The organism is Methylomonas sp. 11b, from assembly GCF_000515215.1.
Taxonomy (GTDB): domain Bacteria; phylum Pseudomonadota; class Gammaproteobacteria; order Methylococcales; family Methylomonadaceae; genus Methylomonas.
This window is the reverse complement of record NZ_KI911557.1, coordinates 3,326,099-3,345,226: the sequence shown is the minus strand read 5'-3', so window position 1 is coordinate 3,345,226 and position 19,128 is coordinate 3,326,099. Positions and strand designations below refer to the sequence as shown.

Below are 19,128 nucleotides of genomic sequence, written 5' to 3'. Positions count from 1 at the left end.
CCTCGACAAAAGCTTCGGCGCGCAGGATCAAAGCGGCGTCCGGGTGGCCTTTCTTTTGGATACTTTTCTTTGGCCAAGCAAAGAAAAGTATCGCGGTTGTCGGTCCGCGAACCGACATTAAACAACCCGTCGCGACAGCGACACAAAATCCCAGCGCGCTACTCAAAGCCATCAGCCATTTCTTACTGCTTGTAACATTACTAACCGCAACCGCTTCATGGGCTGGCAGCCCATTCTACCTAACCGCCGAACGCAGCTTCACCAACACCGAAGCCCCCAACATTCGCCTCGATTACACCCTCACCGACCAGCCGATGCTACTCCGAGTGCTAAAAGCCAATAACCTGGAAAGCTTTCTGGATGGCCAGTTCAACGTCAGTCGCAGTTACGAGCAGCCGGTCAGCGAGCTGAACCCCGGCCATTATTTCGCCAAGGGTCTCAACAATGCGCAATCGCCGTTGAAGCTGTTGCGCGGCATGCTGGATGTCGAGTTTCGCAAGTCTTTGAAAGAAACCAATTTCAGCGGCTCGGTGCTCACCGTCACAGAAAAGCCGCTGGTGTCGGTGCCGCAGCAGGTTTTAGTCGCGCCGCCGAAAGGGTTTACGGTGGTGAAAGAAAGTTACCTGGATTTGCTGCGCAACGGTCAGCAAACTCATGATTTGGGCTGGTGGTTTAACGAAGATACCTGGAGCGAGCATCGCTATAAAGTCCGTCAAGTGGCGCTCGACCCATTGCCGGACGGCATTTATTTGCTGCAAGCGGTGCAAGGCAAAAACGAAGCGCAGTGTCTGATTCAGGTCAGCAGCCTGGCGGTGCAGGTCAAACAGTCTAGCGAGCAATTGCTAGTGCGGGCGATGAACCGCGATTTACAGCCGGTGGCCGGTGCCAAAGTCAGTTACCGCGATGGGCGTGGCCGCTGGCAAACCTTGCCGGCCAGCACCAACGCCGCCGGCGAATTGAGTTTTAACAACCTGGATGGCGTGTTGGATGGCAAATTGCTGGTGCGGGTCGATGCGCCGCCTGCTAAGCCTAACGAAGCGGCGCGCACCGCCCTGACTGCCACCGACTTCTTGCCGACGCAAGCCAAGGACGACGCGGTATTCGTGATGACTGACAGGCCAATCTTCAAGCCCGGCGAAACCTTTTATTACAAAGGCATCGTGCGCAATTTACAGGACGGCCAGTTGCGGATTCCGGCGTTTCAATCCAAACAAACCGATGTGTCTCTGATTCGTGCCGACGGCAACGCCACCGGTTTGCAAGGCCAAACTCAGCTCAGCGATTTCGGTTCGTTTTCCGGTAGTTTCGATCTCGATCCCAGCCAGACGCCGGGCTTGTATCGCTTACTGGCCGAGATAGACCACAAAGCCTACGGTGGCGAGTTTCGGGTGCGCGATTACATTAAACCCACGTTTTACCTGGAATGGCTGGATCGCAGCCCGGTGGTACAGGCCGGCCAGCCGTTTAAACTAAAATTCCGCGCCAAACGCTACAGCGGCGGTGTGCCGCAGAACGTCAAATTTGAAGTGTTTCTGTACCGGAAAAAGTTCGAAGCGCCGCAATTTGTCACCGAAGCCGGCGCGGGTTTAGCCGCCGGCAACGACTATTTCGGCCAGGTCAAATCCGCCGCGCCATTGACCCAACCGCAACGGTTGTATAGCTCTATCGAAGAACGCCAAGCTGTCGATGCCAGCAACCCTTGGGAAACCGCCGCCAAGCTGGATGAAAGCGGCGACGGCAGTTTCGAGTTTACCGTACCGGCAACCGACCAGGAAAAGTCGGATCAGGAATGGATTTATTCTTTAATGGTGCGCGCTCAGGACGCGGCCGGCGGCAATGCGATTTTGACCGACAGCATTTATGCCACCTTGTCCGAAGCGCAGCCGGCCGTGCGTTTTAATAAAACCGTCGCGGCGGTTGGGGATCAGGATTTGCAATTGCTGTTGCAATCCAGCTATGCCGACGGCAAGCCGGCCGCCAAAGCCGGCGGCGTGGTCGATGTGATGCTGGAACAGCCGGGTAGCGGCAAGCATAGCCTGGTGAAACTGGATTTCGCGACCGACGAGCGCGGTCAGCAAAAACTGACCATTCCGGCCTTGAAAGAATTTGGCCGGCTCACTGCCGTCGCCCGCTTGGAAAGCCTGGATGGCCGCAATTTAAACCATCCGGCCAGTTCTCAACCCGGCACCTTGATCGTCGCCGGCAGCGGTGGCGAAGCGGTGGCTGATAATCAGGAACTGGAACTGTACACGCCCACCACCATCCTCAGCCCCGGCGAGCAAGCCAAGGTGTTTGCCTTGTTGCCCAAGGCCTGGGGCAATAATGAGAGCGGCGCGATTTGGGAAACCGTGGCCGGCGCGCGCTTGTTCGACAGCCGCAGCGCGCCAGCCCAAGGCCGCAGCCGCTGGTTTGAAGTAACCGCCAAACCCGAATACGGCACTGGCTTTTACCACACCGTGACCGTGCCGGTGGCCGGCGGCAAGTATAAGGAGCAGACGCTGGGTTTTAGAATCGTGCCGTGGGAAAAGCGATTGCAGATTGCTATCGAGCCGGAAAAAGCCGAAACCGAACCGCTGAAACCCACCCAAATCAAGTTGCAAGTCAAACGCGCCGACGGTAGCCCGGCGGCGAATACCGAAATCGCGGTATCCATCGTCGACCGCGCCGTGTACGCGGTGCAAGCCGAATTCCGCCCCGGCATTTTCGATTTTTTCTATCCGCTGCAACGCAGCAATTTAGCGACCTTCTATTCCGACGATCTGCAAGGCTACGGTTACGCCGACTTGCTGCGTAAACCCAATTTCTCGCTCAGCGCCTTGAAGAGCCAAAGCAAATTGGCGAAAAAAGCCATGCGCGATACCGCCGGATGGTTTCCGCACGTGATCACCGACGCGAAAGGCAATGCCACCATTGATGTGGACATGCCGGCTAATGTCACCGAATGGCTGGTCACGGCGGTCGCCAGCGACAAGGACGGCCGCATAGGCGAAACCACCGGCCAATTCCGCAGCGTCACCGACGTGGCGGTGGATATGGTCGGCCCGCAATTTTTACGGCAGGGCGACGAGGTGGACGTGGCGGTGAAACTGACCAATCACTTGGCCCAGCCAGTGAAATTGACCGGTAGCATCAGCTTGCCGGACGCCTTGCCTGTGCAAAGCGGCGAGACCGCACCCCAAGCCGAACTGGCGGCTAAAGCCGAGCAATTGTGGCCGTTACGCTTAAGCGCCAACGACCGGCAAGGTGCGCCGGCACTGAAGGTGGCTTTGACTGCGCCGGCTGGTGTGCGTGTCGGCGGTGCCGAGGAATTCGAGATCCCGTTAAAAGCCGCCGCGCTGCCGCAGGTTTATAGCAGCGTTCAGCAGGACAATCTGCTGCGCATCGACTTGCCTGAGCAAGCTCAGCCGCGACAGGTGACGGTACGGGTCAATTCCGGCCTGCTGGGGGCCGCATTGCAAGCAGCGTCCACGCTGGTGCAATACCCTTACGGTTGCACCGAGCAGTTGGCGCACAGCACCGTGCCGAATCTGGTGTTAATGGACTTGATCGAGCGCGCCGGTCTGAAATCCGAGCAATTGGGGCCGCTGGAAAACACCTTGCAACGCGCCATGCAGAACGCGGCCTTGGGTGTGCGTAAACTGATTCAAAATCAAAAAGCCGATGGCGGTTTTGCTTTGTGGCCCAGCGATAGCGAACCCACCGTGCCGGTGACCTTGATTGCCCTGCAAGCCCTGAAATACGCCAACGACTTGCAAGTAGAAGGCGTGAATAACGCCTATTTCAAAGGCATGGATTGGCTGAACAATCACGCCGAGGGCAACGCGACGGCGGATGGTTTTGTGTTGAGCGGTTTTGCGACAGTTGGTTATGCTTACAACGCGCCTTGGCAACAGCAGGCCGATTTTGTCGAAAAACTGCTTGCCGATGCCCATGCCGGTGCGGGTGATTTGATAGCCGCGTTGCGTATCGTCAAAGCTTACGAGAATCAAAACTGGCATAGCTTTAATCAGCAGTTCAAAGACCGGCCGCAGCTGAAAACCGATTTGCTTAAGCGCTTGCAACTGGCGCTGGACGCGCTTGATCCAGCGAACTATCAGCAGCAACGCGGCGAGTTGTATAACAGCTTGGGTTTTGGATTTGGCCTACCCAGCTTGATTTCTGCCGGTTTGGGCACGTTGAACGATGCCCAGGCCTTACCGCCGGCCTTGGAAGCCAAACTGAAGCGTTTGCTATTGCAATCCCAGCAAAACGGCTATTGGCAATCGACTTACGATACCGCGCAGGTGATCTTCAACAGCCGCGAATTGTTATCTAAGGAAGCGGCGGCAGCGGCCAAGCAAAACTCCCGCAGTATTTCGGTCAGCAGCAAAGACGGCTTTGCGCTGGGCACATTGCAACGCATACCCGGCGGCTATCTGGGCAACTTCAACCGCTTTGGCGACAGTCCCGACCTGAGTGAGCTTCATCTCGCTGAGTTGAATGCCGACGAAATTGCCAGCGCCACAGTCGCTGTTGAAGTGCCGTATCAAGCCGTCGCCGCTCGTGCCGCCGGTCTGGAGGTGCAACGCAACTTCCGCCGCATCACCGCCAAGGGCAGCGAGTTGATCGACATGAGCCAGGCCTTGAAATCCGGCGATGTGGTGGTCAGCGAAGTGCGCGTCAAACGTAGCGCCGATGCCGGTCGGCCAGCGCCTGGTAGCGAGTATGTGGTCATCGAAGACGGTATTCCCAGCTCGGCGGAAGGCCAGGAAAACGATGAAACCTATCTGGCCGACGCCAAAATCCAACCCAAAGACGACAGCTACTGGGCCAACATCAAGGAAACTCAACGCTACCCGGACCGCATTGTCCGCGTCGCCAAGCTCCAAGTCGGTGGCGAATTGACCTTGTATCAAGTCTGGCGCGTCGCCAGAGCCGGCAGCGCCGCGATTCCGCCGGCCAGCGGCTTTGATATGTATAACGAAGCGGTGCAGGGGAATAGTTTGGCGGGGCGGGTGAATGTTAGGTAGGGGGGATGCCGTGAGGCGATCCGCCTTACGGGTTAAAATTAGCTGTGAATAAATTCTTTAAACAAAAGCGCAGGAATAAGGCCCATATGAACACGGAAATTGTGAAAGAAACTTTGAGTCAATTGGCTAGCGTTCTCCAGGAGCTTGGCAATGCAGTAATTAAAGTTTCGACGGATGATAGAACATTTATGGATATGTACGGATTAGCCGCCCCCAGCATTAGATCGTCACGATTTAGCTGAAATTGCTTTTAGTATGGCGACCACCATTAAGCAGATTAGCGAAGATACTGAGTTGTTATCCAGACTCGAGGAGTTTCCATCGGCCTTAAAAACTCAGGTTGAATCCCTTCATCGGAACGCAGTGCCGAATCTATTCAACGGTAATTGGGCTCAGTCTGTTCCTTCTTATATCAATACTTTATTGGGAATCAATGAGCGAATAGTTCCTTATTTAGCAGTGTCGTGGTCGAAACTCGACGATCCTAGTTTTATGCCAAAAAATTTGGCTAAGCGCGTTCGAGGCTATACCGCAGCGCTAAATCAGATTGCCCCTGATATTGATAAACTCGCTGAAACTATTCGCGAGATTCAGGATGCACATGAGGCTGCTGTTTCTTTACCCGCTGACATGGATATTTTGCGGGAATCACGTGACCAGTTAGCGCAAATCCAGAAACAATCTTTGGAGAGATCTACAAGTATCAGTGTTTTGCTAAAACAGGCAGAATCCGACCGAGAAACTGCAAAAAATCATGTAATCGAGGCCGAGAGACTGATTACGCAAATTCGCGAACTGCATAGGGTAGGAACCTCTACAACTTTATCTGGAGCATTCCAAGTACGTGCAGATGCACTCTCCCGTACTGTATGGTGGTGGTTAGGAATTTTAATGCTGGCACTTTTTGCAGGCGCTTATATTGGGAATTCTAGAATCGCCGAAATTGCGTTAGCAATGAGAGCCTTAGAAATAAACTGGCAGGCGGTCTGGGTAAATGTTGTTTTAACCGTTCTGAGTGTGTCTGCTCCAGTTTGGCTAGGATGGATTGCTACAAAACAAATTATTCAAAGGTTTAGACTTTCTGAAGACTATGCATATAAAGCTTCAATCTCGAATGCATATGAGGGCTACCGGCGGGAAGCAGTGAACTTAGATCCAAGTTTTCAAGCAAGATTATTTGGGTCTGCATTATCCCGTTTAGACGAACTTCCAGGTCGCTTGGTCGAGTCCACCACTCATGGCAGTCCTTTGCATGAATTTGCATCTTCTGATCTTGCTCGGCAGGCGCTTTCGATGTTTCCCGGATTTATTGACAAAATCAGTGATACGGCAAAAGAAATTATTGCAAAGTCGCCAGCTACACAGAGCCCAGTAAAGAAAAAGGCTGATGCCATTGTTACTGACTCCAACTCAATCCAGGATGATTAAAAATCCGCAATGAGCAACTCAACCCGATAAGCCGCACTCAAAGGGTGCAATAGGCATTACGCCGTATTGCACCGAGTGTTGGCTTTCGAATTGGTGCAATACGCTGGCGCTATTGCACCCTATACTGTCCGACCGGGTAATATAAAAAGCGTAATACTCTGTAATCCTCTACCTTTTCGTCGGATATGGATCATTTATGTCCAACTATCGCCGTTACCGCATACCTGGTGGGACTTATTTTTTTACCGTCAATCTGCTGGAACGTCATTCCAACGACCTGCTGGTTCGGCATATCGATACGCTTCGAGAGGTTGTTAGGCACACCCGTAAACGTTGGCCGTTTCACATCGATGCCTGGGTGGTTTTGCCGGATCATTTGCATTGCGTCTGGACACTACCTCAAGGTGACGAGGATAACGCTAACCGTTGGCGAGTCATCAAACAAGCATTTTCCAAAGCTTTGCCAGCCACGGAAAACCGATCCGCCTCTCGAATTGCCCGAGGAGAAAGAGGCATTTGGCAACGCCGATTTTGGGAGCATATGATCACCGATGAAGCGGATTATGCGGCCCATATCGATTATTGCCACATTAATCCGCTAAAACATGGTTTGGTTAAACATGTTAATGATTGGCCGTATTCGACATTTCATCATTACGTGGCGCTTGGACTATATCCCCCCGATTGGGCAAGTGCTCCGGCTTTGCTGGATATCGATGAGGAATGGCACTAAGCCCGCCAGTACATAGGGTGCAATAGCGCCAGCGTATTGCACCACTTCGAAAGCTAACACTCGGTGCAATACGGCTGTCGCCTATTGCACCCTATGCATTAACAACCGATGAACAAAGCCTAGCAGCGATAAATCGAGCAAAATCCCCGCAAACCCCCTAAGATCAAGCCATCCCGACTAACAGTTCTTCAACCGCCATGAAAAACCACCACCGATTGCTACTGAGTTTAGTGCTCGGCGCTTGCGCCGGTTTGATCTGTCATGGCTACGCCGACAGCGAGGCATTACAGGTTTTCAACCGCTACTTGATGGAGCCCATCGGCCAAATCTTCTTGAGGTTGATTTTTATGATCGTGGTGCCGATGGTGATGAGCGGTTTGATGCTGGGGGTGTATCAACTCAGTAATCATCATGGTTTGGCGCGGGTGGCCCAGCGCACTTTGTTTTTTACGCTGTTGGCCAGTTCGGCGTCGGTGGCGGTGGGCATTTCGTTGGTCAATCTGGCCCAGCCTGGGGTGGGGCTGGATATTTCGCAGATGTTGGGGGATAACACCGGCGTGCATAAAATCCAGCAAAACGCCGCCCAAGCCAAGCCGGTGGTGCAATCCTTGTTGGAGATCATTCCCAAGAACCCCTTTGCCAGCGCCACCCAAGCGCTGGAAGGCGAGATGCTGTCTTTGATGTTTTTTTCCTTGGCTTTCGGCGCGGCGCTGGCGGCAACTAATGGCGACAAGCCGTCGCGCTGGGTTGGCTTATTGGAAGAAACCTATGCCGCCTGCTTGCTGATCGTCGATACCGCGATGAAACTGGCACCGATTGCAGTATTTGCCTTGGTGTTTCAATCGACCTTCAAATTCGGGCATCACATTTTGTTTTCCTTGGGGTTTTACGTGCTGGTGGTGGTGACCGGTCTGCTGCTACAGCAAGTCGTGGTGTACAGCATGCTGCTGCGCTTTTTTACCCGGATCAAACCGCTGAGTTTTTTCCGGCAGTGTCGGGATGTGTATCTTTACGCTTTCGCCACCGCGTCATCCAACGCCACCTTGCCCCGCTCGCTGGAACTAGCAGAACAGGACTTAAAACTTAGGCCGGAAGTGGCGCGATTTGTGTTGACGATAGGTTCCACCGCCAATCAGAACGGCACCGCGTTGTTCGAAGGCATTACGGTGCTGTTCCTGGCCCAGGTATACGGCGTGGATTTGTCGCTGGGGCAGCAGGTACAGGTGGTTTTGATGTCCATCCTGGCCGGCATCGGCACCGCCGGCGTGCCGGGCGGCTCGTTGCCATTGATCATGATTTTGACTCAACAGGTCGGGATTCCACCTGAAGGCATGGGCTTGATTTTGGGCGTGGACCGCTTTCTGGATATGTGCCGCACCACTTTAAATGTTAGCGGCGATTTGGTGATTGCAGCCTTGGTCGACCAACCCGAACAGCAGCGAACCTAACAAAATAACTATGTCATATCGCGCATAGGATTGGTCATATGCCTTAGTTTTTAGCCCCAATTCAACGACCCCGGCTACTCGAATACTCCATATTGCCGGCATTTCGCCGCTATGGCATGTGGCTTGCTGAAAAAAGGGTTCTTGCATGAATTCGATTTGGCATGACTCAACCACACAACACCGCCACCAGTCAGGAATTGGCCGATTTTTTTCACGCCAGCCACCCGCAACTGCAAAAATATCTGTATTGGCAGGTCCGCTCGCGGGAAGTGGCCGAGGAATTGGCGCAGGAAACCTATCTGCGGTTTTTGAAACAAGAGCCGCGACAAATTCTGGATCTGAATGCCTTCATGTTTACCATCGCCGCCAATCTGGCGCGTGACCATCTGCGCGGTATCAAACGCGAGCAACATCGCGAGATGGTGCCGCTGGATACGGACATCGCCGACTCGAAACCCCACACGGAAGACATCGTTGCCAGACAATATCTGGGAGAACAATTGCAACAAGCCATCGCCAGCTTGCCGGACAGAACCAGGGAAATTTTTCTGTTATACCGCGCCGACGAACTGAGCTACAAACAGATCGCCGCGCGACTGGATATTTCCGAACGAACCGTCGAATATCATCTGCGCCAAGCGCTGCTGCTGTGCCGAAGTTTTTTGACCAATACTTGAGCGCTGTTTAAATAGCACTCGGCGCAGCCCCCCACATTCGCATATCCCTTGCTAACGATATACCTGGTCGAACAGGCTCGGGCTTTGCTTTACAATCGCGTTCAACCGAGCTTTTAGCCGCTGACTACCCGGAGTCCCGCCATTAACCCGATCGCATCCTCCTCCGCTTCCGACCGCATCTTTACCGAAGCCAATGCCTGGTTTTTTCGGCTGCGCGCGGACGATGTCGATGCTGCTGAGCGAGAGCGGTTTGCCGGGTGGCTGGCCGCCAGCCCCTTGCATGCCGAGGCCTGGGACACGGTGCAAGCGTTGTTCGCGGATTTGGAAGCCCCCGCCAAGGCCGTTCGCCGGCAAGCCGAAGCGGCCTTAGCCGCCAACTCGGCAACCACCACCAAACGTCCTCGACGCCGGCGAACCGCTAGCGTAGCGGCGGCCATTGCCGCTTGTGTGGGCTTGATCGCCGTGCTCCTGCAACCGGCACTCGTGCAAAACCTGCAAAGCGATTATCACACCGCCACCGGCGAACAGCGCCTAGTGACACTGACCGACGGCTCCCGGCTGCTGTTGAATACCGACAGTGCGGTCGACATCGAAATGACCGCCGCTCAACGCCGGGTTACGCTGCTGCGCGGCGAAGCGTTTTTCGAAGTGGCGCACGCGCCGCAACGGCCGTTTTGGGTGGTGGCCGGCGACGCCCGCGCCCGAGTCACCGGCACCGCGTTCAGCGTCGGCCGCCGTTCGGAAGATGTTGCCGTCACCGTCGCCGAGGGCCGTGTGGAAACCAGCACCAAAAGCCATCCCGACCAGATCACACCCTTGACGTCCGGCGAATCGGCGCATTATCGAGGCGCCCGGCTCTCCGCCAAGCAAACGGCCGACATACCGCGCGAATTGGCCTGGCGCCAAGGGCAAATGGTCTTCGTACAAACGCCGCTGGCCGAGGTGGTGGCGCAAATCAATCGTTATCGCCCCGGCCGTTTGATCGTCACAGACCGGCAGTTGGAGAATCGGCCGATCACGGCGGTGTTTAATATCGACAAGTTGGACGATGCGGTATCCGCACTGGAGCAAACCTTTGGGATTCGGGCCCGGCGTATTGCCGATTATTGGGTGTTGCTGGGATAAAAAGTTCTGCCGTAGGCGCAGAATCACGCACATCTACAATAAGTGCCGAGCAACGGAGGTTTTCCTGTCTATCGCAGATAGTTTCGATCATGCCTATCCGCCTTGAATAATTTTTTCAGTTCTCCCCAGGGATTTTTCGCAAGTCATCGTCCTTGATGGTTAATGGGCCGAATTGCCCAGCAACCCTGACGACGATTTATCTTGCGGAGATGTAAATGCCTGATCAACGACCTATCGCCACCCGCTTGCCGCGGCGCAAGTCCAAAACACCTGCCCGGCTGCCCGGCGGCCTGTTGCTACTTTCGCTGGCCGCATCCCCTGTCGCGCACGGTGTAGAACCGGCCTCGACAGCTCAGGCCGGGCAAACGGCCGACTACCGGATTCGCTCGCAGACTCTGGACAAGGCCTTGGTGGAGTTTTCGCTGAAATCCGGCATTCAAGTGGTGGCCGACGGCAAATTGACCGCCGGCGTTATCTCTCCTGGCGTATCCGGCCAATATGCGCCGGAGCAGGCTTTACGGAAATTGCTGGCGGGTACGGGCGTGGCGGTGCAATCCAGCCGCAACGGCACGGTGACTTTGGAAAAAGCCGCCGCACCCGAGCCGCAGTCTGGTGCCAATACCTTGCCGACGGTGACGGTGGCGGCTTCGGCTGCGTATGATCTCACCGATCCTTATAGCCGCGACTACAATCGTCCCATCGCCAGTACCGCGACCAAAACCGATACCCCCATCATGGAAACGCCGATGTCGATCCAAGTGATCCCGCGCGCGGTGCTGGACGATCAACAAGCGATTTCGGTCGGCGATGCGTTGAAAAACGTCAGCGGCGTGCAATCGGGGGGCTATAGTTTTTACGATAACGCCACGATCCGCGGCTTCGATGCCGGGCAAAGTACTTATCGTAACGGGCTGCGCCAACCTTATATTACCCATCTGGAAACGGCCAATCTGGATCGGGTGGAGGTCCTGAAAGGGCCGGCATCGATCTTATTCGGCCGCATCGAGCCCGGCGGCTTGGTCAACCTGGCCCCTAAGCGTCCGCTCGACACGCCTTATTATTCCGTACAACAACAATTCGGCTCTTACGACCTCTACCGCACCACGGTCGATGCGACGGGACCGCTATTGGCGGATAAGTCGCTGTTGTACCGGATGAATATCGCATACAAAGACAACGATACCTTTCGCGATTTCGCGCATCAGGAGCATGTATTCGTCGCGCCTTCGCTAAGCTGGCGCCCCAACGACCGTTTCGAAACCAATCTCGACATCGAATATCAGCACGATACCTGGGTGGAAGACGGCAGCGATAGCGGCATACCGGCTATCGGCAATCGTCCGGCCAATCTTCCGATCAATCGCTATCTGGGCGATGCGGTGTTCAATCGCCAAAACCCGAATACTCAGGATAAGGTGCTGTTGGGTTTCGATTGGTCGTATCAGTTCAACCAAGATTGGAAACTGAAAAACCGCTTCCAATACATCGACGCGCAATACCATCAATCGATACTCTGGGCGGATAGCCTGGCGGATGACAATCAAACGCTTTCTCGCGGCTTGTGGCATACCCCCATACACCGGATGACTTACAGTACCAATCTGGATTTGACCGGCAAGTTCGACACCGGATTTGCACACCATGACGTACTGGTCGGCTTCGATTTAAATCGTTTTAACAGTCAGGATGGCGGCGGATTTTCGGGCTATGCCGATACTTATACGGACCTGGACATCAACATCAACAACCCGGCGTACGGCGTCGATCTGTCGGCGCTGGCCGGCGCGAAGAACTTTTACTATAAATCCCAAGACAACTGGTACGGCGTCTATTTTCAGGATCAGATCACCTTGTGGGACAAACTGCATATTCTGGGCGGCGGCCGCCACGACTGGGCGGAAAATGGTAGCGGCGAATCGTCGAATTCGCATGCCGCAATCTCGATGAAAAATACCCGTAGCGAATTTTTCAGCCCGCGGGTTGGCATCCTGTATCAACCCTGGCAGTGGCTGGCGCTTTACGGCAATTACGTCGAATCGATCGGCAGCAATAACGGCGGCCTTTCCGCCTCCGGCCAACCGTTCGGACCGCAAACCGCGACACAATTCGAAGGCGGCATCAAAACCGAGTTTTTCGATGGCCGGCTGAGTTCGACGTTGGCGTATTACCATATAACCAAACAAAATTCGCTGGCCACCGACCCGAATAATCCCCTATACAGCGTTGCCGTCGGCGAAGCCCGCAGCCGCGGCGTGGAGCTCGACATAACCGGCAGGGTGACCGAGAACTTAAGTTTGATAGGCACCTATGCCTATACCGATACCAAAGTCACCAAGGACAGCGGCACGGTCTACGATGCCGACTTCAATCCCGTAGGCACCAATGCCGGCAATACCGGCCACCAACTTGCTTCGGTACCGCGTCATTCCGGAAGTCTCTGGGCAAAATACGATATCGACAGTGGATTTTTGCGAGGTTTGAACTTTGGCACCGGCGTTTATGTTCGCGGTCAGCGGCAAGGCGACAACGCCAACAGCTTTCAATTGCCCGGTTATGCGCGTTGGGATGCCAGCATTAGTTACAGTTTCAAACACGGTGGCACCAAAATCACCCCGCAACTCAATGTCTACAACTTACTCGACAAAACCTATTACGACCATTCCAGCAATCGGCTGAATATTCGCCCCGGCGAACCGTTGACGTTTTTAGGTTCGGTGCGGGTGGAGTTTTGATTCCAAACGCAATAGCGGATCGGGGCTTCCAACTCCGATCCTAAGGTTTCTTTGACTAGGCCGGTGGGAATTTCGCTGACTCATACGTCTTATCCGATGATGGCCGGTACTTTGCCGGCTTGAAATGGAAATCCTGGAGCCGTTATGAAAATTCGTCCCTTTTGGGTATTGGTGCACCGTTATGCCGGTCTGGCGATGACGGTGTTTTTGATCATCGTCGGCCTGACCGGCAGTCTGTTGGCGTTTTATAGCGAACTGGAGCATTTGATCAGTCCGCAGCTATCGGCGCCAGCATCGTCTTTACCGCGCTTGAGCCCGCCTTTGCTAAAAGCCAAGGCCGAACTGTTGGTGCCTCAGGGTAATGTTGTTTCAACATGGCTGGAACACGATGCCGCGCATCTCGATGTGGCGCCGCGCACCGATCCGGCTAGCGGTAAGCCTTACGAACTTGGCTTTACGCAACTGATTCTGAATCCCTACACCGGCGAAGAGCTGGGTCGCCGCACTTGGGGCGCGATTTCCGAAGGCTGGATCAACCTGATGCCCTTCGTCTACAAGTTGCATTATGCGCTGGCACTGGAAGAAATCGGCGGCTGGATTTTAGGCATTACCGCACTGGTATGGACGCTAGATTGTTTTGTAGGTTTTTATCTGACTTTGCCGGCAGCGAAAAAAACCAAAATGGTCGCGGTTGCCGGCGAATCGCGTTCGTTTTGGCAACGCTGGGCACCGGCCTGGAAAATTAAATGGCAGGGTTCGAACTATCGAATCAACTTCGATCTGCACCGGGCCGGCGGCTTGTGGCTGTGGGCCATGTTATTGGTGTTTGCCTGGTCCAGTGTGTACATGAATCTGTCCGATACGGTTTACGCGCCGGTGACTCGGGCGGTATTCACCGATTATCACGAACCGTGGATCGATTTCCCCGATCTCGAAAAGCCGCTGGAACAACCGGCGGTCGCCTGGGTTGATGCGTACCGTATCGCCGTTGATTTGATGGATCAGGCAGCCCGCCAACAAGGATTTACTATCGAATCTCAGCAAGGCTTCCGCTACAATCCAGCCAAGGGCTTTTATGTGTATAACGTACGCAGTAGCGCGGACGTCGAGGAGAAGCATGGCAGTACTCGCGTAGTAATAGATGCGAATACCGGCGTCCAAAAACTGTTGCTGCTCCCCACCGGCCAATATGTCGGCAACACCGTCACCAGCTGGTTGGCGGCCTTGCACATGGCCGATGTGTTCGGCATGCCGTATCGGATTTTCGTTTGCGTACTGGGTTTGGCGATAGTGATGTTATCGGTGACCGGCGTGGTGATCTGGCTGAAAAAACGCCGGGCCAGACTGCAAAAAGCGGTTTTGCGGGAAGAGGTTTAAGACGCCGATTGCAAGGCTTCTTGCTGTTTTTGCTCTAAGAAACTCAGGACATCTTCGTTGTCGACTCGCTCGTAAATGTCTTCGACAGCGATGCTGATGCCTAAGGATGCAAAACTAATCTGGTCACCCAGGTAATAATAAAACGATTGCCAGTTGTGCGCGCGGCTAAACAGTTGAATCTCGCCTTTGTCCTGTTCTATTAATACATATTCTTGCAAGCTTGGGATATTCTGACAGCGCAGGCGCTTGAGGGTTTGATCAAATTTTCGGGTGGTTTTGGAGAGCACCTCGATGATGATCGTGGGTGCGGTTTTATAGTACGGATCTGCATTATCATCGCTGCAAACTACCATTACGTCGGGATAGAAAAAATCGTCGGCCACGCGCAACTTCATGTCGGATATGAAGGTTCGGCAAGGCGTTCCTTTTAGGTTGCTTTTAAGTTCGCTAAAAATATTGCCGGAGAGCAAATTGTGGTTTTCGCTGGCGCCCGCCATCGCATAAGCTTCCCCATCGATTAACTGATGTTTAACTTCGGACTCTAGTTCTCCCTGAAGATACTCTTCCAGACTAATGTGGCGTTGGGTTTGGGGTAATGCCATGGCTGAACTCACGAGGAAAGCGGATTGAAAGCAGTGGAGTTCCAACATAGTCGATTGCAGACATGCCAGTCAAGCATTCAGCACCGCCACCTGGTAATAACACACTTGCAGCCGTTAGCGTGGCCCTGTATCGTTGCGACACCCCTACTGTTGCTTGTTGACTCTACATGTCCGATTCCGCTGCTAACAAATTGATCCTGGTCGACGGCTCGTCGTTTCTGTTTCGCGCCTTTCACGCGGTTCCCCCCTTAACCAATGCCCAAGGCGAACCGACTAACGCTGTGTACGGGGTGTCCAATATGTTGCGCAAGCTGATCAACGACTACAACACGCCGTATATCACCGTGGTATTCGATGCGCCAGGCAAGACTTTTAGACATGATTTGTACGATCAATATAAAGCCCATAGACCACCGATGCCCGACGATTTACGCGTGCAAATTGCCCCTTTGCACGACTTGATCCGCTCTCTGGGTTTGCCGCTGATTATCGAACATGGCGTGGAGGCCGACGACGTGCTGGGCAGTCTGGCGCAAAATGCCGCGCGGCAAGGTTTTGAGGTGGTTATTTCCACCGGCGATAAGGATATGGCGCAATTGGTGAACGCGCAAATCACCCTGGAAAACACCATGACCAATACCCGCATGGATATTCAGGGTGTGCAGGACAAATTCGGCGTGAAGCCGGAGCAAATCATCGATTATCTGGCGCTAATGGGCGACGCGGTGGACAACATCCCCGGCGTACCGAAAGTCGGGCCGAAAACCGCCGCCAAGTGGTTGCAGGAATATGGCACCCTGGATAATTTGATCGCCCGCGCCGACGAGATTAAAGGCAAGATTGGAGATAATCTACGTGAGGCCTTGGATCAGCTACCTTTGTCCCGCGAACTGACTACCATCAAATGCGACGTGGCTTTGCATTACAGCCTGGACGATTTGAAGCGCAAGGAGCCGGACATGACAGCGCTGAAAAATCAACTGGGGCATTTGGGCTTTAGCAGTTGGTTGAAAACCTTGAACGGCGATGGCTCAACCCCCTCTCCAGCGGGAGAGGGGGGGGTGAGGGGAAATCAAAGTAGCCCCCCTTCATTTCAGCCTTTACCCGCGGAGGAGAATGAGCCGAAGGCCGCGCTTACCAGAAATTACCAAACCATCCTCACCCAAGCCGATTTCGATACCTGGCTGGAAAAACTCCGGCAAGCCGAACTATTCGCGTTCGACACCGAAACGACCAGCCTGAATTACAGCGACGCCCAAATTGTCGGCGTGTCGATTGCAGTAGACGCCGGTCAGGCTGCCTATCTACCCGTGGCGCACGATTATCCCGATGCGCCAGTTCAGCTCGACCGGCAAGCCGTATTGGACGCCTTGAAACCCTTACTCGAAGACCCAAACAAAGCCAAGCTGGGGCAAAACCTGAAATACGACAGCCATGTGTTGGTCAATCACGGCATCGCCTTACGCGGCATCCAACACGACACCATGCTGGAATCGTACGTGTTAAACAGCACCGCGACCAAGCACAATATGGATGATTTGGCTAAGCATTACCTAGGCGTGGACACCATTCATTTTGAAGACGTGGCCGGCAAGGGTGCCAAGCAGATTGGCTTTGCCGAAGTGGCTATCGAACAGGCCAGCGAATATGCCGCCGAGGATGCCGACATCACCTTACGCCTGCATCAAACCTTGTCCGCGCAACTGCAACAGCACCCCAGGCTATGGGCTTTGTATAACGATATTGAAGTGCCGCTGATTAGCGTACTGGCGCGCATCGAGGAAAACGGCGTGCTGATCGACAGCGCGATGCTGGCCCAGCAAAGCCTGGAGCTGGCAAACCGGATGATAGGCATCGAGCAGCAAGCCCACGATCTGGCCGGCTCGGCGTTTAACCTCGGTTCGCCCAAACAGATTCAGGAAATCTTGTACGACCGCCTGAACCTGCCGGTGCTGAAGAAAACCCCGAAAGGCCAACCGTCCACCGATGAATCGGTGTTGCAGGAACTGGCCGTGGATTACGCCTTGCCCAAGCTGATTCTGGATTTTCGTAGCATGAGCAAGCTCAAATCCACTTACACCGACAAATTGCCGCAACAGGTCAACGACCGCACCGGCCGGGTGCATACGTCTTATCATCAGGCCGTGGCCGCGACCGGGCGTTTGTCTTCGTCCGACCCTAATCTGCAAAACATCCCCATTCGTAGCGAAGAAGGTCGCAAGATCCGGCAGGCCTTCATTGCCCCACCCGGCTATAAAATTGTCGCCGCCGACTATTCGCAGATCGAGCTGCGGATCATGGCCCATCTCTCCGGCGATGCCGGCTTACTGGCAGCGTTTTCGCAAGGGGTGGACGTGCATAGCGCCACGGCGGCGGAAGTGTTCGAAGTGGAGCTGGATCAGGTTACTCACGATTTACGCCGCTCGGCCAAGGCCATCAATTTTGGCTTGATCTACGGCATGTCGGCGTTTGGTTTGGCGCAGCAGTTGGGCTTGCCGCGCAATCAGGCTCAGGCCTATATCGATCTGTACTTCAGCCGTTACCCCGGCGTGAAGCAATATATGGATAACACCCGCGAACTGGCTAAGCAGCAAGGCTACGTAGAAACCATTTTCGGCCGACGCCTGTATTTACCGGAGATTAATTCCCGCAACGCCGCTATGCGTCAATATGCCGAGCGCACCGCCATCAATGCGCCGATGCAAGGCACCGCCGCCGACATCATCAAACGGGCAATGCTGGCTTGCGACGCATGGATCGGTCTGGATAACCCGGACGTTAAAATGATCATGCAGGTACACGACGAACTGGTATTCGAGGTAGCGGAAGCGCGCTTGACGGAACAGATGGAAACCATACGCGGCATCATGTCCTCTGCCGCCGAGCTGCATGTGCCTTTGCTGGTGGAAGTGGGTAGCGGCGAGAATTGGGACGAAGCACATTGAGCGTTGCGGAGGCTGTTAGGCCATGAAATTCAAGTTCTGGGGAGTGCGCGGCTCAATCGCCACGCCGGGGCCGAGCACTGTTAAATATGGCGGCAACACCACCTGTATCGAGGTGACCAGTAGCGCCGGCGATTTAATTATTCTGGATGCCGGCACCGGTATCCACGCGCTGGCGCAGCGCTTGCCCAAACATCCGCTGACCGCGCACATCCTGATTACCCATACCCATTGGGATCATATTCAAGGCTTGCCGTTTTTCCTGCCGATGTTCAAGGCCGGCAATATCATCAACATCTACGGCGGCCTGGAGCCCTTGACTCATCAAGGCATCGAGCGGGCGATGCATGTGCAATTGCAGCACAGCTATTTCCCGATCAGCGAAGCCCAGTTGAAAGCCGAGGTGCGTTATTTCACACTAAAAGCCAATGCGCCTATTACCGTGGGTAGCGTGCGCGTGACGCCGACGGTGCTGAATCATCCGGTTTACAATTTTGGTTATCGCCTCGACGACGTCGACGGCAGCTCCCTGTTTTTTACCGGCGATTACGAACCGCAACTTAATCCCTATCAGGCCGATCATCCCGGCTACCCGGCCATGCAGGAATTGATCGAGCAAAAGCACGAGGAAGTGATAGCGGCGATGGCTGGTGTCGATGCGTTGATCATGGACAGTTCCTACACCGACGCCGAGTATGCCAACCGGCATGGCTGGGGGCACGGTACTTATCGCTCAGCGATGAATTTCGCGGCGCAAGCGGGCGCTAAGAGCTTGTTTTTGACGCATCATGAGCCGACGCGGAGTGATGCGGATTTGGAGGCGATTTTTCAAGCGCTTTTGCAGGTAGGCGGGAGTGAGGTTTCGGTTTGTTTGGCTCGGGAGGGGGAGGGGTTTGACTTGTTGGACTCTGGGGTTTCTAAATAAGTTTGTTCTGATTTTGCGGTAGTGTTTTGTGTCGCTAGCGCGACGGTTTGATTTAATGTCGGTTCGCGGACCGACAACCGCGATACTTTCTTTTGCTCCGCCAAAAGAAAGTATCCAAAGAAAAGGCGGC

At 54.4% G+C, this 19,128-nt stretch carries 11 protein-coding genes; 10 read left to right on the top strand and 1 reads right to left on the bottom strand.

The window, feature by feature from the left end; genetic code table 11:
* Positions 1 to 314: 314 nt before the first annotated feature.
* The 8 genes from METH11B_RS0116085 to METH11B_RS0116040 all read left to right on the top strand — a co-directional run bounded on the left by METH11B_RS0116085 (position 315) and on the right by METH11B_RS0116040 (position 14,529).
* Positions 315 to 5,009: an MG2 domain-containing protein gene (locus tag METH11B_RS0116085; RefSeq protein WP_231499626.1), complete on the top strand. Its 4,695-nt coding sequence runs from the start codon at positions 315 to 317 to the stop codon at positions 5,007 to 5,009.
* A gap of 255 nt (positions 5,010 to 5,264) precedes the next feature.
* A complete protein-coding gene (locus METH11B_RS26895) occupies positions 5,265 to 6,437 on the top strand; it encodes a hypothetical protein (RefSeq protein ID WP_026602895.1) in 1,173 nt (390 codons plus the stop codon).
* A 196-nt stretch (positions 6,438 to 6,633) separates the two neighbouring features.
* A complete protein-coding gene (locus tag METH11B_RS0116070) occupies positions 6,634 to 7,170 on the top strand; it encodes an REP-associated tyrosine transposase (RefSeq protein ID WP_026602894.1) in 537 nt (178 codons plus the stop codon).
* 197 nt (positions 7,171 to 7,367) lie between these two features.
* The gene (locus METH11B_RS0116065; RefSeq protein WP_026602893.1) at positions 7,368 to 8,618 is read left to right on the top strand and encodes a dicarboxylate/amino acid:cation symporter; all 1,251 of its coding nucleotides are present in this window, start codon (positions 7,368 to 7,370) and stop codon (positions 8,616 to 8,618) included.
* Positions 8,619 to 8,779: 161 nt separating this feature from the next.
* Positions 8,780 to 9,295, top strand: coding sequence for an RNA polymerase sigma factor (locus METH11B_RS0116060; protein WP_026602892.1), 516 nt, complete (start codon positions 8,780 to 8,782; stop codon positions 9,293 to 9,295).
* A gap of 120 nt (positions 9,296 to 9,415) precedes the next feature.
* Positions 9,416 to 10,420, top strand: a complete 1,005-nt coding sequence (locus METH11B_RS0116050) for a FecR family protein (RefSeq protein WP_331280433.1) — start codon at positions 9,416 to 9,418, stop codon at positions 10,418 to 10,420.
* A 215-nt stretch (positions 10,421 to 10,635) separates the two neighbouring features.
* A complete protein-coding gene (locus METH11B_RS0116045) occupies positions 10,636 to 13,152 on the top strand; it encodes a TonB-dependent siderophore receptor (RefSeq protein WP_026602889.1) in 2,517 nt (838 codons plus the stop codon).
* 144 nt (positions 13,153 to 13,296) lie between these two features.
* Positions 13,297 to 14,529, top strand: coding sequence for a PepSY-associated TM helix domain-containing protein (locus tag METH11B_RS0116040; protein ID WP_026602888.1), 1,233 nt, complete (start codon positions 13,297 to 13,299; stop codon positions 14,527 to 14,529).
* Here the strand turns inward: METH11B_RS0116040 and METH11B_RS0116035 are convergent.
* Entirely contained in the window at positions 14,526 to 15,131 is a 606-nt protein-coding gene (locus METH11B_RS0116035; protein WP_036277675.1) for a Uma2 family endonuclease, read from the bottom strand. The two genes, METH11B_RS0116040 and METH11B_RS0116035, sit on opposite strands and share 4 nt — an antisense overlap.
* A gap of 167 nt (positions 15,132 to 15,298) precedes the next feature.
* Here METH11B_RS0116035 and polA point away from each other — a divergent pair, with 167 nt between their 5' ends.
* Both polA and METH11B_RS0116025 read left to right on the top strand, forming a co-directional pair.
* On the top strand, positions 15,299 to 18,076 hold the full coding sequence (gene polA, locus METH11B_RS0116030) for a DNA polymerase I (RefSeq protein ID WP_026602886.1): 2,778 nt from the start codon (positions 15,299 to 15,301) through the stop codon (positions 18,074 to 18,076).
* Between the two features lie 22 nt (positions 18,077 to 18,098).
* The gene (locus tag METH11B_RS0116025) at positions 18,099 to 18,998 is read left to right on the top strand and encodes an MBL fold metallo-hydrolase (RefSeq protein ID WP_026602885.1); all 900 of its coding nucleotides are present in this window, start codon (positions 18,099 to 18,101) and stop codon (positions 18,996 to 18,998) included.
* The last annotated feature ends 130 nt before the right edge of the window (positions 18,999 to 19,128 follow it).

Coding starts and splice junctions, on each gene's coding strand:
- METH11B_RS0116085 (WP_231499626.1), top strand. CDS start 315: ATGCTACTCCGAGTGCTAAAAGCCAATAACCTGGAAAGCTTTCTGGAT.
- METH11B_RS26895 (WP_026602895.1), top strand. CDS start 5,265: ATGGCGACCACCATTAAGCAGATTAGCGAAGATACTGAGTTGTTATCC.
- METH11B_RS0116070 (WP_026602894.1), top strand. CDS start 6,634: ATGTCCAACTATCGCCGTTACCGCATACCTGGTGGGACTTATTTTTTT.
- METH11B_RS0116065 (WP_026602893.1), top strand. CDS start 7,368: ATGAAAAACCACCACCGATTGCTACTGAGTTTAGTGCTCGGCGCTTGC.
- METH11B_RS0116060 (WP_026602892.1), top strand. CDS start 8,780: ATGACTCAACCACACAACACCGCCACCAGTCAGGAATTGGCCGATTTT.
- METH11B_RS0116045 (WP_026602889.1), top strand. CDS start 10,636: ATGCCTGATCAACGACCTATCGCCACCCGCTTGCCGCGGCGCAAGTCC.
- METH11B_RS0116040 (WP_026602888.1), top strand. CDS start 13,297: ATGAAAATTCGTCCCTTTTGGGTATTGGTGCACCGTTATGCCGGTCTG.
- METH11B_RS0116035 (WP_036277675.1), bottom strand. CDS start 15,131: ATGGCATTACCCCAAACCCAACGCCACATTAGTCTGGAAGAGTATCTT.
- polA (WP_026602886.1), top strand. CDS start 15,299: ATGTCCGATTCCGCTGCTAACAAATTGATCCTGGTCGACGGCTCGTCG.
- METH11B_RS0116025 (WP_026602885.1), top strand. CDS start 18,099: ATGAAATTCAAGTTCTGGGGAGTGCGCGGCTCAATCGCCACGCCGGGG.